General features: G+C 59.8%; 10 protein-coding genes. 1 reads left to right on the plus strand and 9 read right to left on the minus strand.

Translation table 11 applies throughout. From position 1 onward, the window contains the following. Positions 1-236 precede the first annotated feature (236 nt). The 7 genes from J7E24_RS09570 to J7E24_RS09600 all read right to left on the minus strand — a co-directional run bounded on the left by J7E24_RS09570 (position 237) and on the right by J7E24_RS09600 (position 9,315). Positions 237-1,301 (minus strand): MJ1255/VC2487 family glycosyltransferase, encoded by a 1,065-nt coding sequence (locus J7E24_RS09570; protein ID WP_215137510.1) that lies wholly within the window; start codon positions 1,299-1,301, stop codon positions 237-239. Positions 1,302-1,352: 51 nt separating this feature from the next. Then, entirely contained in the window at positions 1,353-2,306 is a 954-nt protein-coding gene (locus J7E24_RS09575; RefSeq protein ID WP_215137512.1) for a hypothetical protein, read from the minus strand. Positions 2,307-2,414: 108 nt separating this feature from the next. Further along, on the minus strand, positions 2,415-3,539 hold the full coding sequence (locus tag J7E24_RS09580) for a fatty acid desaturase family protein (RefSeq protein ID WP_215137514.1): 1,125 nt from the start codon (positions 3,537-3,539) through the stop codon (positions 2,415-2,417). A 225-nt stretch (positions 3,540-3,764) separates the two neighbouring features. Beyond that, positions 3,765-4,370 carry a DUF4136 domain-containing protein gene (locus J7E24_RS09585; protein ID WP_215137516.1) on the minus strand — a complete coding sequence of 202 codons (606 nt, stop codon included), beginning with the start codon at positions 4,368-4,370 and terminating at the stop codon, positions 3,765-3,767. Positions 4,371-4,519: 149 nt separating this feature from the next. Continuing rightward, entirely contained in the window at positions 4,520-5,017 is a 498-nt protein-coding gene (locus J7E24_RS09590; protein WP_251047130.1) for a nucleoside deaminase, read from the minus strand. Positions 5,018-5,238: 221 nt separating this feature from the next. After that, positions 5,239-7,254, minus strand: coding sequence for a BCCT family transporter (locus tag J7E24_RS09595; protein ID WP_215137520.1), 2,016 nt, complete (start codon positions 7,252-7,254; stop codon positions 5,239-5,241). Positions 7,255-7,449: 195 nt separating this feature from the next. Further along, positions 7,450-9,315 (minus strand): ABC transporter ATP-binding protein, encoded by a 1,866-nt coding sequence (locus J7E24_RS09600; RefSeq protein WP_215137522.1) that lies wholly within the window; start codon positions 9,313-9,315, stop codon positions 7,450-7,452. A gap of 166 nt (positions 9,316-9,481) precedes the next feature. Between J7E24_RS09600 and J7E24_RS09605 the strand changes: the two genes are divergently transcribed. Next, entirely contained in the window at positions 9,482-10,837 is a 1,356-nt protein-coding gene (locus tag J7E24_RS09605; protein ID WP_215137524.1) for a hypothetical protein, read from the plus strand. A 248-nt stretch (positions 10,838-11,085) separates the two neighbouring features. On the opposite strand, the gene J7E24_RS09610 is transcribed toward J7E24_RS09605, so the two are convergent. Further along, entirely contained in the window at positions 11,086-12,777 is a 1,692-nt protein-coding gene (locus J7E24_RS09610; RefSeq protein WP_251047134.1) for an ATP-binding protein, read from the minus strand. A 12-nt stretch (positions 12,778-12,789) separates the two neighbouring features. After that, a complete protein-coding gene (locus J7E24_RS09615) occupies positions 12,790-14,055 on the minus strand; it encodes a PAS domain-containing protein (RefSeq protein ID WP_215137528.1) in 1,266 nt (421 codons plus the stop codon). Between the last annotated feature and the right edge of the window lie 525 nt (positions 14,056-14,580).

Raw genomic sequence — 14,580 nt, forward strand, 5'->3', positions numbered from 1 at the left:
GGCCCGCCCCGCGGCGCGGTGCTGGTCGTAGGCATGGAGCAGGCGTTCGAGTTCAGTCATGTCTTTTGAGCTGTTGGCTGTTAGCTTTTCGTTAGGATAACTCAAGTTACAAGCACGGTGTAGGGGCGGGGCTTAGCTGCGCTGTCCTGCGGTTGCCCCCGCCCGCCGTTGAACGGTTGTCGTTGAACGAGTACCGTGGCAGTGGCGCGAACGGCGGGCGGGGACAAGCCCCGCCCCTACGTCGGGCTGATACCCGCCAGCACTTCTTCCAATGCCGTAAATAGCGCCTGGTTGCCGTGCTGCTCGTATGTTTGTAGGGCCGCTTCAAAGCCCGATAAATCGTAGAGGAAGGCCCGAAGATTATCGGGGCTGATGGTGGCAAAGTGGCGGCCGTAGCCGAGCTTCTCCACCTGTGCGGCGTTGAGAAACTGTTCGAACTGCGCCGGAATAGGCACTGCGCAGATGGGCTTGCGCAGGTATACGGCCTCACTGATGAGCGAGAAGCCGCCGTTGGTTACCACTGCCCGGGCACTGGCCAGGTCGGCCAGGAAACCGGCCTCACTAAAGGCCCGCAACTGCACATTGCCGTGGGTTTCTTCGCGGTTGAAGCCATACACCCGGAACTCCTGGTTGGGCAGCTGCTGCAACTGGGCTACCAGGTTTTGCTGGGTAGTGGCTGATTGATACACCAGCACATGGCGGCCCCGCGTCGGGGCCAGAGCCAGCACCTCGAACCGCAGGATAGGCGGCACCAGCGTGGTGCGCTCCTTGCGCAACGGCAGCCGGAAAAACGTGCTGATAAGGTAGTGCTGGCTGCGCGGCAGCTTGGCCTGCACCAAGCGGCGGGCCAGCGCCAGGTTGCCCCGCTCGGCGGCCGGCACCGCTACATCCAGCACGGCCCGATTGATTATCTGCATATTATCGATGCTAATAACCGGCAGGCCTTTCCACTGCGCGTAGTAGTAGCTGAACGATTCGAAGTCGGAAATCACTACCTCAGGCTCGAAGTCGCGCAGTAGCTCGCGGTACTTGCCGAAGTTAACGCGCAGACTTTCCGGGGCCGAGCGCAACGTGAGGGCCGCCGTCCGCGACTTCGATACCGTGATGTTCTTGTACGCCAGATGGAAACCTTTTATCTCGTGCACCCCGCCTCCCGGAAAGGCCGCCGCCAGCAGTTGGTAGGCCCGCGAACTGCTCACTACCCGCACCTCGTGGCCCTGGTCGAGCAGGTATCCGATAACCACTTTGCTACGGGTAGCGTGCCCCAGCCCTTCGCCGGGCACTCCGTACAGAATTTTCATCGGCTGAAGAGCTGCTTGGATGACGTTATGAGGGCCCGTAAGTATCGTCTACTACCGCCGCGAGGAGCCGGGAATGCGGAACTGCAGGCCCAGGCTCGGAATAAAGGTGAGGCCGCTAAGCTTAGCAGTTTGGTTGTTGAGCAGCCGGTATTCGCCATAGTTCTGGTAATATACCGACAGCGCCGGAATGACGTAGGCGTAGCGGTAGCCGAGCTTGGCGTTAAAGAATATTCCGTACGAGCCAAAATTCTGGCGAACCGTGGGTAACTCCGGTACTTTACCCGTTATAAACTGGCTGCCCGGCCCATTGAACAGGTTGCCCGGGGTGAGGCCGTACCGCAGGAAGGTGTGGGCATACACCACACCATAGGAAATGGCGCCGATTTCTTCTTCTGCTCCCAACGACTGACTGAACACCAGCGGCACTAGCAGGTCGTGGCGCGAGGCCCGGAAGCCCAGCAACGTATTCACATCATCCAGAAACGGGATGCTGGGCAGCTTGGTGCGCTGGGTGGCATACTGCAGCCCGATGCTGGCGTAGGTGGTGCCGGGCCGGCTGGCCCCGGGGTTTTCCACGCTGCCCACCGGCCCCAGAAACTGGTACATGGCATCGAATACGTGCGAGCCGAACGCGTACTTGTAGCCCACATCGAGCCGGTCGATAACGCCGTAGCGCAGGTATAGGTCGGAGGAGGGCCGTACGGGGTCGAGGGCGTAGGCAATGGCGGCTATCTGCAGCTTCTCAATCGTTCCGTTGTAGCGCACCGTGTCGTTGGCGGACTTCTGGGCCAGGTCGCGGGCGGCCGATTTGAGCGTGGAGCCCGCCTTGCTGATAGTTTCGGTGGGCACGTTGAAAGCCAGGTTGCCGCCTACCCGAAATTCGCCCCGGGGCGTTACTTTGCCGGTGCTTACAATGGCGCGGGGCGCGGTGCAGCCCACGGCCAGCAGGCCGGCGCAACCCGCCAGCAGCCCGGCAACCCAGCGCCGGGAGAAAATTGTGTTCATAGAGCGGCGCATAAAAAGTACGTTCATTCGGTGGGCCAAAACCGGGCCGAAGGTACTTTTTATTGCGCAGAGCCGAAACCTCGCTCCTACTACTAACGGGCAGGCCGGCTACGCCGCCACCTGCGCCCGCGACGCCTGCCGGGCCGTAGTCCATGCTCCGGCTCCCATTTGCCACAGCACCCGGCGGTGCGACTGCAACGCCCCCACAAACGTCGGGTTTTCCAAGTAAGGCAGGTCGAACTCGTGGGCCGTTTCGCGCACAATGCTGGCCAGCGCCGGGTAATGAATGTGGCAGATCTTCGGAAACAGGTGGTGCTCGATCTGGCGGTTGAGGCCGCCACACAGGAAGCTGGCCAGGCGGCTGTCGGGCGAGAAGTTGGCCGTAGTGCGCAGCTGATGTACGGCCCAGGCCTCACGCATGTCGTTCTGCTCGTCGGGCAGCGGGAAAGCCGTGCCTTCTACCACATGGGCCAACTGAAACACGAGGCCCAGCACCAGCCCCTCCACAAAGTGCATCAGCACAAAGCCCAATGCCCACTGCCACCACGTAATATCGAGCACCAGCAGTGGCACCACAATAAACAGCACGTAGTAAATAGCCTTATAAAAAAACAGGTTGAAATACTCACGGCGCGGATGGTTGGCCACCTGCTGCCCGATTTTAGGCTGGAAAAACTTTTTGTAATCCTTGCGCAGCACCCACGAAAGCGAAGCCAGCCCATAGAGCAGAAACGCATACCAGTGCTGATACCGCTGAATCCGGCGCACTGGCTCACTGGCATCGAGCCGCACCAGGCCGGGCGCTACCTCAATGTCTTCGTCGTGGCCGGCAATGTTGGTGTAGGTATGGTGCACCACGTTGTGGGTGATGTTCCACACGTAGGGGCTGGCCCCGATCAGGTTGAAAATCAGCCCCAGGCCCTTGTTTACGCGCTTGCTGGCCGAAAACGAACCGTGCAGCGCATCGTGGCACACATTGAAGCCGATAAAGGCGCAGATAGCCCCAAGCAGCGCCGCCAGCCCGGCCATAACGGGCACGCTGAACTGGTTGGAGATAATCAGCCCGTAGGTGAGCACAAAGGAGCCCAGGAAAAAGGCGGTTTTGGCCCACATAGCACCGTTGGCGTGGCGCGAGAGGTTGTTGTCGCGGAAATGGGCATCGGCCCGCTCGCGAACTGTGGCAAAAAACGTGGAACGCTGGACGTTGGTAAACCGAAGGGGTTTGGTGCTCATGCGGCTTTGGTGCTGTAGAACAGCAGCAGAGCTACTCTGCTACGGAGGTGAAATCAGGTAGCCGCCCATTGGCAGACTGCCACGAAGGTAGTGCTATTGCTCCAACCCAAGGGCCGGCAGCAACTGCCTTCTTCTATTGTTCAGACCCCGAAATTACTGCCAGGGCCTACGCTGAGGCCTAAACTACTGAAGCAGGTGTTTGGTTCGGCGGCCAATGCCAGCAGCTTAGTCCTCGTCGGGGCCAACCGGGTTCTGGCCACTTAAATAACCGGCCGTAAACACATGGTACTGATCGAAAATAGAGCGCACCGAGCGGCGCAGCACTATTTCGCCCCGCGGCCCGGCCGGCACGCTCACGCCCGAGGCATAGCCGTTCCAGATGGCTTTGTTCGTGCGGTTGTCGATGAGCGTAACGAGCAGCGTACCTTCTGATAGCAGCAGCCGCACGGGCTGGTAACCTTTGCGTGCGTCTTTAGGCGTGTCCTCGTCCTCGGCGTTGCCGCTGTTCACCCACTTAGTGAAATCGTCCTGCTGGTAGCCGCGAAAGCGCATATCCCCTTCAAACAGATGAAAGCTTACCAGCAGGTCGGGCTTGCGGCGGGATGCGCGGTAGCCCTGCACTTTGAGGCGGGTACGAATGGCGTCGCGCAGGGCCTCGCCCAGCCGGCTGGTGTCGGAGTTGAGGCCTTCGCCGCTCACGAACTCGTAGGTGCGGTAGCGCCGGAACTGCCCGGCATAGCTGTAGTCAGATTCGACCCGGGCCTCCTGCGACATCAGGCACCCCGACAGCAGCATGCTGGCGCTGCCTAGTAAAGTAATCGTCCAGTTCATAAGCGCATGAAAATTGATGGGGCGTGTTTACTAAACTACGAAACCCGGCGCGCTTATCGATTGACTGTCAGACGAAAAAACCCTAATTTTTTACTTTATCAGGCCTCACCTGCACCAGAATGGCCGCAGGCCGCCCAAGAGTCGAATACTTATTTTTCGGACTGGGCCTGGTGGCGTAGCTGCAGCGCTTTTATCTGCTGGAGCAGGTCGCCGCTGCCGGGGCCTCGCACCTCTAGGCCGGGTACCAGCTCCTGCACCGGCAGAAACGTAATGGGCGCGGCCGGCGCACCGGCTTCCTGCAGCCACTGTTCCAGTTGTTGGGCCGAACTCAGGTACACAATGGGCCCCAAGCCCAGCCAGCCGTGGGCGGCGGCGCACATCGGGCAATGCTCGCCGCTGGTGTACACCGTGGCCCCCGCCCGCTCTTCAGCCGACAAATTTTCGCCGGCCCAGCGCACCAGCTCCAGTTCGGGGTGGGCCAGGTTATTCAACTCGTTTACGCGGTTGCGGGCCGTGGCTAGTACCTCGCCGTTGCCACCCACCAGCACCGAGCCAAACGGCTCGTCGCCAGCCTGCAAGGCTTCTTCGGCCAGTTGCAAGCAGTGGCGCAGGTGGATGAGGTCGGTTTCAGTGAGAGGTTGGGGCATGTGGGGCATAGGATTGAATCAAAAGTCAGGGTTTGCCTGGTGTGGCAGAACATGCTTACGCCCAGGCAGCCGGCTACCGTTGCGCGGCTATGGTATTGGCGTCTGTTGTCGGCAATAAAATGCACGACACCGTTGTAATTGCCCCAGCACGCTCCAGACGAAATATGCCAGAAAGAACTACGCTTTAGCAGTTTCACGCGACTTGTTATCGGCCTTAACTGCTACCGGCGCTTTAGCGTGGCATCGGTAAATATTTCGTTTTTTACTTCTGAGGAAAGCTGCAGGAACCGTTCGTATTGTTTAAGCACGTCGGCAATTATTTCATTTTTTGTGAAGTACTCAATCGTATAGCCTAATCTATTGTCGCCGAAGTAAGTTATTGGAATATACGTCTTACTGTCCTGAGCACTCGGAATGTTATCCTCATTCACCAGAAAATCAGATATTATTTTTGGCTGATTCGCAACTCCATATACAAAATCTTCTATCAGCTCGTGCCGAATAGTGAGGGCCACCCGGGTCGGACTGCCCGTGCTGGATATAGCAGCTACTACTCCTTTCTGGTTTAGCTCTCCGGCCAGATCTTCCAGCGCCGGAGAAACAGTTTGAAGAATAAAATCATCGACCAAAGTCTGACTTTTAAAGGCCAGTATTCTGGTAAGCCGCTCTTTCCATAGCTCGCCCGACCAATTGTGCGCGGCGGGTGCAAATCCTTTCGTATGATAATAGTCGTCCACAATCAGCCCCCGCGCCAGACTATAACAGAACAGAATCATAATTACTGAAAATGGCAAGGCCGTAATGAGCGTCATTGTCTGCAACGACCCTAGTCCGCCCGCATTTAGCAGCACCAGCGCTAACAATGCCAACAGCACGCCCCAGAAAGCTAACTGCCATTTCGGGGACTTTTTTGCATTGTTAGTAGCAATTGTATTCATCACGAAAATACCCGAATCGGCCGACGTGACGAAGAATATAAAAATTATAAATATGGCAAGAATGCTACTTGCTCCCGAAAACGGTAAATAGGACAAAAACTTAAACAGTAATTCGTCGGTCCGGTCGGCCATCTGGCTCAACACCCCGCCCGCCGCGTGCTGGTCAAGCCAGATGGCACTGTTGCCGAACACGGTCATCCATATAAAGTTGAAGGCAGTTGGAATGATCAGGACAGCGCCTATAAACTCGCGGATGGTCCGGCCGCGCGATATATTGGCAATGAACAGCCCCACAAAGGGAGACCATGAAATCCACCAGGCCCAGTACAGAATCGTCCATTTAAAAAACCAGGGCTGGCTGGCCGGCTCATAAGCATGCGTATCAAATGTAAGGCGTAGAAACTGCGTTAAGTAGTAGCCGATTCCTTCGGATAATGAGCCAAGCAAAAAAACCGTAGGGCCTAAAATCAGAATAAACAGCATCAGTGCAATAGCACTCACAATATTGAGCTGACTCAAAAACTTAACTCCTTTATTTACTCCGGAAGTTGCTGATAAAATGGCAATAATCATTATCACTAAAATAATAGCTGCCTGGTAGCCAAAGCCCTTCCCCTGCAGTACACCTACTTCTACCAACCCCGCATTGAGTTGAACTACGCCGAAGCCCAGCGTGGTAGTAATACCAAAAAAAGTACTACACAAGGCAAAAGAATCGATAATATCGCCGGCTACTCCATTTACCCTGTTTTTCAGAATCGGATAAAAACAGCTACGCAACGATAAAGGCAGCTTGTAGCGGTAAGTAAAATAAGCCAGAGCCAATCCCACAACCGCATAAATAGCCCAGGCATGAATTCCCCAATGGAAGAAGGTAAATATTTGCGCGTTTTTGGCGCGCTGAACTTCGCTTAGCTCACTGAAAGCTGGCTCGGAAAAGTGGGATATTGGCTCTGCGACGCTAAAGTACATCAGACCAATGCCCATGCCCGCCGCAAACAGCATGGATACCCAAGAAAAAAAAGAGTGCTCCGGAACCGAATCGTCATCCCCGAGTACGATAGAGCCATATTTGCTGAAAAAGAGAATTAATAGAAAAAATACGAATATCGTTACCGAACATACGTACAACCAGTTAAGATTAGTGAATATCCAGTTTTGTGTATTCGACAATAAAATAGCAGCCGTATTCGGAAAGAAGCTGGCAATCAAAGTAACGGACATAATAAATACCAGGCTCGGAATTACAATACCTTTTTTGAAGGTGCTTGCCAGGAATAGTTGCTTTACTTTATACATGTATGGCTTGTCTTACGGTTTTGTGACCAAGGCCTGTGCGCAGGGCCGATTCGTATTATTTACGCAGAAAGAGGCCCCGCTGCTACCGTTCAGAGGCAGGGTGGCGGCGGCCGGCGACTTCAGACTTACTGGGCGCTTACCGGATTGGCCCGGCCGGCAGACTGCTGGCGGGTTAGCGGGTAAAATACACAACTACTACCGGTACCCGGCCGCCTGCAGCTTAAACAACTCAGCGTAGCGCCCGCCTTTGGCCAGCAATTCCTCGTGGCTGCCGATTTCCACGAACTGGCCATTCTCGATGACTAAGATGCGGTCGGCCATGCGCACGGTGCTGAAGCGGTGGCTAATGAGGACGGCCGTTTTGCCCCGTGTCAGGTCGTTGAAGCGCTGGAAGACCTCGTACTCGGCTCGGGCGTCGAGGGCGGCGGTGGGCTCATCGAGTATCAGCAACTGGGCGTCGCGCATGTAGGCGCGGCCGAGGGCAATTTTCTGCCACTCGCCGCCGCTCAGGTCTACGCCCCCGTTGAAGCGGCGGCCAATCATCTGGTCGTAGCCGGCGGGCAGTTTGGCAATTACCGAATCGGCCAAGCTTTGGGCGGCAGCCTTCTCGATGCGGGGACGGTTATGCTGCTGCTCGATACGACCCACGGCTAGGTTCTGGCCGGCCGGCAGCTGGAAGCGCACGAAATCCTGAAAAATAACGCCGATTTCCTGGCGTAACTCGCGCGGGTCGTAGTCGCGCAGGTCGTGGCCGTCGAGCAGGATGCGCCCTTCGGTGGGGTCGTAGAGGCGCGAGAGCAGTTTCACCATGGTGGTTTTGCCGGCCCCGTTTTCGCCCACCAGCGCCAGCTTCTCGCCGGCCCGCAGTCGGAAGTTGAGGTTGCGCAAGGCCCACTTTTCGGCGTTGCGGTACTTAAAGCCCACGTTTTCAAACGTGAAGCCCTCGCGGATGGGGTTGGGGAAGGGCCGCACCGGCTGGCTTTCGTCGCGGCGGATGCGGGGCTGGAGCTGGAAGAAATCGAAGAAATCCTGCAGGTACAGCGCCCCTTCGGCCACCGCGCTGAAGCGGCTCAGAATTCCTTCGAGCAGGCCCCGCATGCGGGCAAACGAACCGGCCAGAAACGTGAGCTGGCCAATGCTGACCACGCCCGCCACGGCCTGCATAATAATGTAGACGTAGGCCGCGTAATAGCCCGCCGCGCCCACCGCCGCGAAGAACGTGCCCCAGCCGGCCCGCTTCACCACCAGGGCCTTATTTTTCTGGTAGAAGTCGTCGGACAACGTGCGGAATCTATCCGTGAGAAAGGTCGAGAGGCCGAAGATTTTCACTTCCTTGGCCGTGTCGTCGGAGGCGCCGGTTTGGCGCAGGTAGTCCAGCTCGCGGCGCTCGGGTGTCCAGCCATGCACCAGCGAGTAGCTGCGCTCGTTGAAGTGCGACTCGCCCAGAAACGCCGGCACCACGGCCACCAGCAGCAGCACCAGCAGCCAGGGATTGAACGCCACCAGCCCCACGGCCAGAAAACCCATCGTAATGGCATCCTGGGCCTGGCTGAGCACCTGCGACATGAGCACGGTGCGCGACAGCGTCTGCCGGCGGGCCCGCTCCAGCTTGTCGTAAAAGGTGCTGTCCTCGAACTGGTCGAGGTCGAGCTCGGCGGCGTGCTCCATCAGCCGGATGGAGGTCTGGTTGGCAAACAGGTCGCCGAGCAGCGAGTCGAGCAGCGCCACACCCCGGCCCAGCGCGTCGGACAGAATGGCCAGCCCGAACTCCAGGGCCACCAGCGTGAGGACCGGCGTCAGCTCCCGGGCCTGAGCCGGCTGGCGGCTCAGGCCGATAATGGCGTCGAGGATGAGCTGAGCCACGTAGAGCATGGCGACAGGCAGGGCCGCCCGCAGCAGGCGCAGCGCCACGTTGCCCAGCGTCAGGGCCGGACTGGTCTGCCAAATCAGGCGCAAAAAGGCCGGCAGGTTTTTAAGAGCCGAAAACCGCTCGCGCACCGAAAGGGCAGGTTTGCCATCGGGGCGGGGCTTTTTGGCAAAAAAGGAATCAGAAGGAGCCATAGGCCCCTTGTACGGCACACTTCGGGCCGGGGTGCCGGGGCGGCCGTTTTGGCAGACACATGGGTGGGGCTTCGTTCTGAGGTTCGTACATTTCCCACTCTGTCTGTTATCCATCGTAATTAAGGGCCGAAGATGCTGTTTCTGCCCTTCGGCCTTCCTGTCCGCTATGCTCCACCGCCTCACGTTTGCCCCCTTCCCCGATGCCGCGGCCGAAACGTGGTTTGCCGCTTTGGGCGACGCACTGGATGCTGACGGTGCAACCGGGCTGCTGCTGGCCAACCTCACAGTTTCTGAAACGCTGACGCTGCCGGCCGTGGCCGTGCTGCCGGGCCGGGTGGTAGTGCTGCAACCGGACGCCAAAGCATCAGGCACTTCCACTCAGATGCAGCAAACGGCGCTGGCTGCCTGGCTGGGCACCTGGCCCGAGCTGCCAGCCGTGCCGGCCGCAGCCGTTGCAGGCTTCAGTGTTGGTCCCAATTCAGCCAACAAGCCGGCTGGCTGGCCTGGCACGCCCCTTAAACACCTGCCGCAGCAACTGCGGGAGCTGCCCACCACACTGCTACTGTCCGACACCCTGCTGCAGCGCTGGGCAGAAAGCCTCAGTGAAGAGGAGGAGGAAACATCTCCAACACCATTCTGGGAGCAGAAAGCCCGGCAGCTCTGGAGCTGGCTAGGGGCTGCCGACGTGCCCGCCGACCCGCCCTACGGCCCGGCTCCGGCACCCCTGGCGCCACCGGCCGATACAGCAGCCGAGCAACAGCGGCTGGAGCAGCTCCGGCAGCAGCTCTTTGCCGAGCTACAGCAGCAACGCCTACAAATGGAAGCCCGCGAAGCCGCCCGCGAGCAAAGCATTGCCCAGCTCCGGCAGCAGTTGGCCGCCACGCCATCGGCCGCCGCCGAAGTGGCCGCGCTGCAGGCCCGGCTGGCCACCGAAACTCAGGAAAAGCAGGCACTGGCCGCCGCCATTACGGCCTCGCGCCAGGAGGCTGAAACCCGCAACCGCGAGCTGGAGGCCCGCATGCAGCAGCTGGGCCAGCAGGTAGCGCAGCTTCAAACGCGCCCTGCGGCAACCACGCCACCTCCTACTGCTTCGGTAGCCGTGCCGGTGGCAGCTACCGCTTCAACCGCTGCCCCTGCGCGGCCCCGGGCGGCAGTTGCTGCTGCTGCTGTGCCGCGCCTGCCCGAGGGCCGTTGGCAGTTGCAGTGGCCGCGGGTGGCGCTGGTGCTGGGGTTGCTGGCGGGCATCGGGGCGGGGGGCTGGGCCGTGCAGCACTACGCCCGCCCACCAGCCGCACCCGAGTCGACCACCCGCTCCCGCCCGACGCCCGAGCCCCGCGACGATGGCGCCGATGAAAACCTGGAAGCCGCTGCCCCTACCCTGTTCGATATTCAGCCCGACACTATTCAGGTGGAGTCGGAGCCGCTGGGAGCGGCCGAGGCCGAAGAGCTGGCCCCCGAGCTTCCTGAGCTCCAGCCCGAAGAAACCATGGATTCGGTAACGGCCCCTGCTGAAGGCATATAGGCGCGCTTTTTCAGGCTTCCAGCAACGTTCCAACCAACTGCTTCGGGCAGGTGTCATCAGTTCAATTGGTTTCTTCCCAGGTGCTTCGCAAGCTCAGGATGACACACTTTTGACTTTCTAAACAGCTCCAAAGTCAGCAAGAATATCCTGCTGAGCGTAGCCGAGGCATCTTTAGCGCGTCTAGCTTACGGCGGTAGCACACAAGCAGGAAGCGCGCAGAGCAGCGTACCGCGAAGAGAACCACGCTATCAGGAAGGCTGATACGCAGGAAAAACCTGCCCGGTAGGAGTAGCCGAATGTGGCAGGAAGACGAAGAACGTAGTGCCGGCCCCAAGCTGGCTGTGCACCTCCATGCGCCCCCCGGCGTTTTCTACCATGCGCTTAACCATGTAGAGCCCAATGCCCGTGCCCTCAACGTGGCTGTGGAAGCGCTGGAACATGGTAAACAGGCGCGGTAAATGAGCCTCATCCAGGCCCAGGCCATTGTCGTGCACTTCGAGCACCGTGTGGCCCGGGCGCACGTGGGCCCGCACGTCGATGTGGGGCGTGCGGGCGGGATGCCGGTACTTGACGGCGTTGCTGAGCAGATTGTAGACGATGCTGCGCAGATTTTTTTCGGTGAATTGCACGGGCGGCAGCGCCGATACGTCGGTAAAAAGCTTGGCACCGACTGCCTGTAGCTGGGGCTGCAGGTCCTGCCGGACGTCTTCGACCACAGCGGCCAGGTTAACCAGGGTGGTGGCGGGCGTATTCTCCTTCTGCAGCTTGCTCACATCGGTCAGGTGCTCAATGGTTCGCTGAAAGCGCTCCACCGCGTCGAGCATGCGGGTAAGAATAGGGCTGACATCCGGGTGCTGGGCCACAGCAGCGGGCAGCTCTTCCTGCAGCAGGTAAAGCAGGCCTTCGATGTTGGAGATGGGCGCTTTGAGGTCGTGGCTGGCCGTGTAAATGAAGTTGTCGAGGTCCACGTTGGTGCGCACCAGTTGCTGGTTGCTGCCGTTGAGCTCTTCGTTGGTCGCCTGCAGTTGCTGGTTGGTGGTCTGCAGCTGCTCGTTCAGGTCCTGCACTTGCCGGCGGGCCCGCACCTGCTCGCTCACGTCGATGGCCACGCACACAACGGCGGTTACCTGGCCATCGTCGGCCCATAGGGGCTGGTACACGAAATTGTAGTACCCGGGCTGGCCCGGCCGGTGGTGGGCTAATTGAAATTCTCGCTCTTCGGCCACAAACGGGATACCGGTGCGACGCACGTCGTGCAGTACGGCAGGTAGCCCTTGGGTGCGCAGTTCAGGCAGCGCCTCAAAAAAGGGTCTTCCTATCAGTTCCGCCAGCGGGCGGCCCACCATCGCGGCCATCAACGGATTAACAATATCAAATACGTAGTCCTCGCCCCGAAACACGCCTACGGCCACCGGCGCCTGGGCAAACACAGCTTGCAGTTGCTGGCGCTCGGCTTCGCGCTGCTGGCGGGCTTCCACTTGCTCCGTTACGTCAAAAGCAAACACGGAAACGCCGGTGATGACGCCCCCTTCGCGGTAAGCCTGGTAAGTGAAGTTGAAGTAGGCCGGGCGCGCCGGCTGTCCCGCCGGTGGTGGCGGCGTAAACAGCAGCTCCTTGCCAAAGAAGGTTTCGCCGCTCCGGTACACTTCGTCCAGCAGCGCCGCAAAGCCTTGTTCCACCATCTCCGGGGCCACCTCGGCCACCTCATGCCCCATTAGCGACCGACCAGGAAAAAACCGCTGATACGCCGGATTCACGTATTCGTACCGGTGGCCGGGCCCACGCATCAGCGCCACCAAAGCCTCCGTCTGGGCATATATCTGGAACAAATCCTGCTGCTCCCGGGCCTTCCACCGGGCAGCGGCCAGCACTTCGGCTTGGAGCGCTTCGGCGCGCTGCCGGGCCCGTACCCGCTCGGTCACGTTCACGGCAAAGCTCATCACGCCTTCTATCTACCCGGCCGCGTCGTAGGTGGGCTGCACGGTCATGTCGAAAAACTCCTCGTGCATCTCCCCGTTGCCGTGCAGGTCGAGGCGGCGGGACTCCTCCGGGGCGTACGCGGCCTCGCCGGTGCGGTACACGCGCTCAAACAACGCGTGCTGGGCATCGGGCAACTCGGGCAGGGCCTGGCGCCGCGGCAGGCCCAGGAACGGGCGGTGGGGCATTACGCGCTGGGAGGCAGGGTGCACCAGAGTCCATACCAGGTTGGGGCCGGAAAACAGGTTGATGTGGGCCGGGGCCTGGCCGAAGAGGCGCAGCAGGCGGTTGCGCTGCTCCTCTACCTCGGCCCGGACGGCTTCCAGCTCTGCGGTGCGCTGCTGCACGCGGGCTTCCAGCTCATCGTTGAGCTGCTGCACCTGCTGGCGGGCTCGCACTTGTTCAGTTACATCGTAGCTGAAATCCAGCACCCCGTCGATTTCGCCCCGGACGTTGTGCAGCGGGTGCAGGGAAAGCTCAAAGAAGAGCTGCTCCGGCCGGCCGTTGCCGGCAAAGTCAAACCAGCCTTCCATCTCGTGGCCGTAGTACGGCTCCCCGGTTTGGTATACCTGGTCGAAGAGGGCAACAACCCCCAAGCCCTCGGCTTCGGGCATGCCTTCGCGAAACGGCCGCCCCAAAAAGGAACGGTGCGGAAACATGCGCTGATAATTGGGACTGACAAACTGGTAGACGTGGTCGGGGCCGTGGTAAACGGCTACCTGGGCGGGCAGCTGCATGAGCACGTTGTAGAGGCGCTGGCGTTGCGTTTCGGCCTCGGCCTGGGCGACCTGCTCGCGGGCCTGGCTTTCGCGCAGCCCCTGCTCGGCCCGCCAGCTGGCGGTAATGTCTTGCACCGACTGAATAATGAACCGCACCTGCCCGGCGTCGTCGAACACCGGCGTGTGGCGCGGCTTCCAGTAGCGCTCCAGAAACCGGCCGGGGCGCGACTGGTCCGGCACGTCGTAGTGCTGCGGGGCCATGTCGTGCGGCTGCCTGGTGGCCATCACCTGGGCCAGGGAGGCCCGCACGTTGGCCACGGCGTTGGCGTCGGGGGTATCAGGGTTGTCCGGAAAGGCATCGAAGATGAACTGCCCCACAATGATGTCCCGCTGGGTCTGCGCTGCGGCCAGATAGTCGTCGCTGACGGCTACAACAACCCATTCCGGCGAGAGCAACAGCGTGGCGCCAGGCTGGGCGTTGAAAACGGGCAGCAAGTCGAAGGGTAATAGAGCCTGGGGCATGTAAGAGCTATAGGATAGAAGTAGGCATACGAAGGTCGTGGCTGGACAGGGAAAGTCCGGACGAAAAGAGCGTCCGACACGCGCCCATGCCAGTATACCCCTCCACAATATGCTGCCATTCGGACAACTTGCACAAAGCAGGCACACAATACTCCTCGCTTGCGCCCTTCATGCCAGACGAGCAGCAGCAGCTGTACTTCATCTGCCGCCCCCCATTATTTCCTCTGTGCGGCAGCAGAAAGGTTACTCAGCAGAATGCAGGTCGTTTTCCAACCATACCTCCAAAGGCGCTGACCTTATTGAGCCGCAAGATGCCCCGGACCTGTTCTCCCGTTCATTAGGCGAAGTGCACCAGCCGCGCCAGTCAGCCGCACCTGGCGTGCTCACAGGCTCGCCACACCGCCTGCTGCTCGCTGCCATTCGCCAGCCGCTGACGGGCCATATCAACGCGCTACGGCAATGGCCTTTTGGCTGCGCCGAAACGGTTTTTTATGCGCAGTCATGGCGCTTTTTTCTCTGCTTATT

The organism is Hymenobacter sp. ISL-91 (genome assembly GCF_018613725.1).
Taxonomy (GTDB): Bacteria; Bacteroidota; Bacteroidia; order Cytophagales; family Hymenobacteraceae; genus Hymenobacter.

Coding starts and splice junctions, on each gene's coding strand:
- J7E24_RS09590 (WP_251047130.1), bottom strand. CDS start 5,017: ATGCCCCAACCTCTCACTGAAACCGACCTCATCCACCTGCGCCACTGC.
- J7E24_RS09580 (WP_215137514.1), bottom strand. CDS start 3,539: ATGAGCACCAAACCCCTTCGGTTTACCAACGTCCAGCGTTCCACGTTT.
- J7E24_RS09575 (WP_215137512.1), bottom strand. CDS start 2,306: ATGAACACAATTTTCTCCCGGCGCTGGGTTGCCGGGCTGCTGGCGGGT.
- J7E24_RS09610 (WP_251047134.1), bottom strand. CDS start 12,777: ATGAGCTTTGCCGTGAACGTGACCGAGCGGGTACGGGCCCGGCAGCGC.
- J7E24_RS09605 (WP_215137524.1), top strand. CDS start 9,482: ATGCTCCACCGCCTCACGTTTGCCCCCTTCCCCGATGCCGCGGCCGAA.
- J7E24_RS09585 (WP_215137516.1), bottom strand. CDS start 4,370: ATGAACTGGACGATTACTTTACTAGGCAGCGCCAGCATGCTGCTGTCG.
- J7E24_RS09595 (WP_215137520.1), bottom strand. CDS start 7,254: ATGTATAAAGTAAAGCAACTATTCCTGGCAAGCACCTTCAAAAAAGGT.
- J7E24_RS09615 (WP_215137528.1), bottom strand. CDS start 14,055: ATGCCCCAGGCTCTATTACCCTTCGACTTGCTGCCCGTTTTCAACGCC.
- J7E24_RS09600 (WP_215137522.1), bottom strand. CDS start 9,315: ATGGCTCCTTCTGATTCCTTTTTTGCCAAAAAGCCCCGCCCCGATGGC.
- J7E24_RS09570 (WP_215137510.1), bottom strand. CDS start 1,301: ATGAAAATTCTGTACGGAGTGCCCGGCGAAGGGCTGGGGCACGCTACC.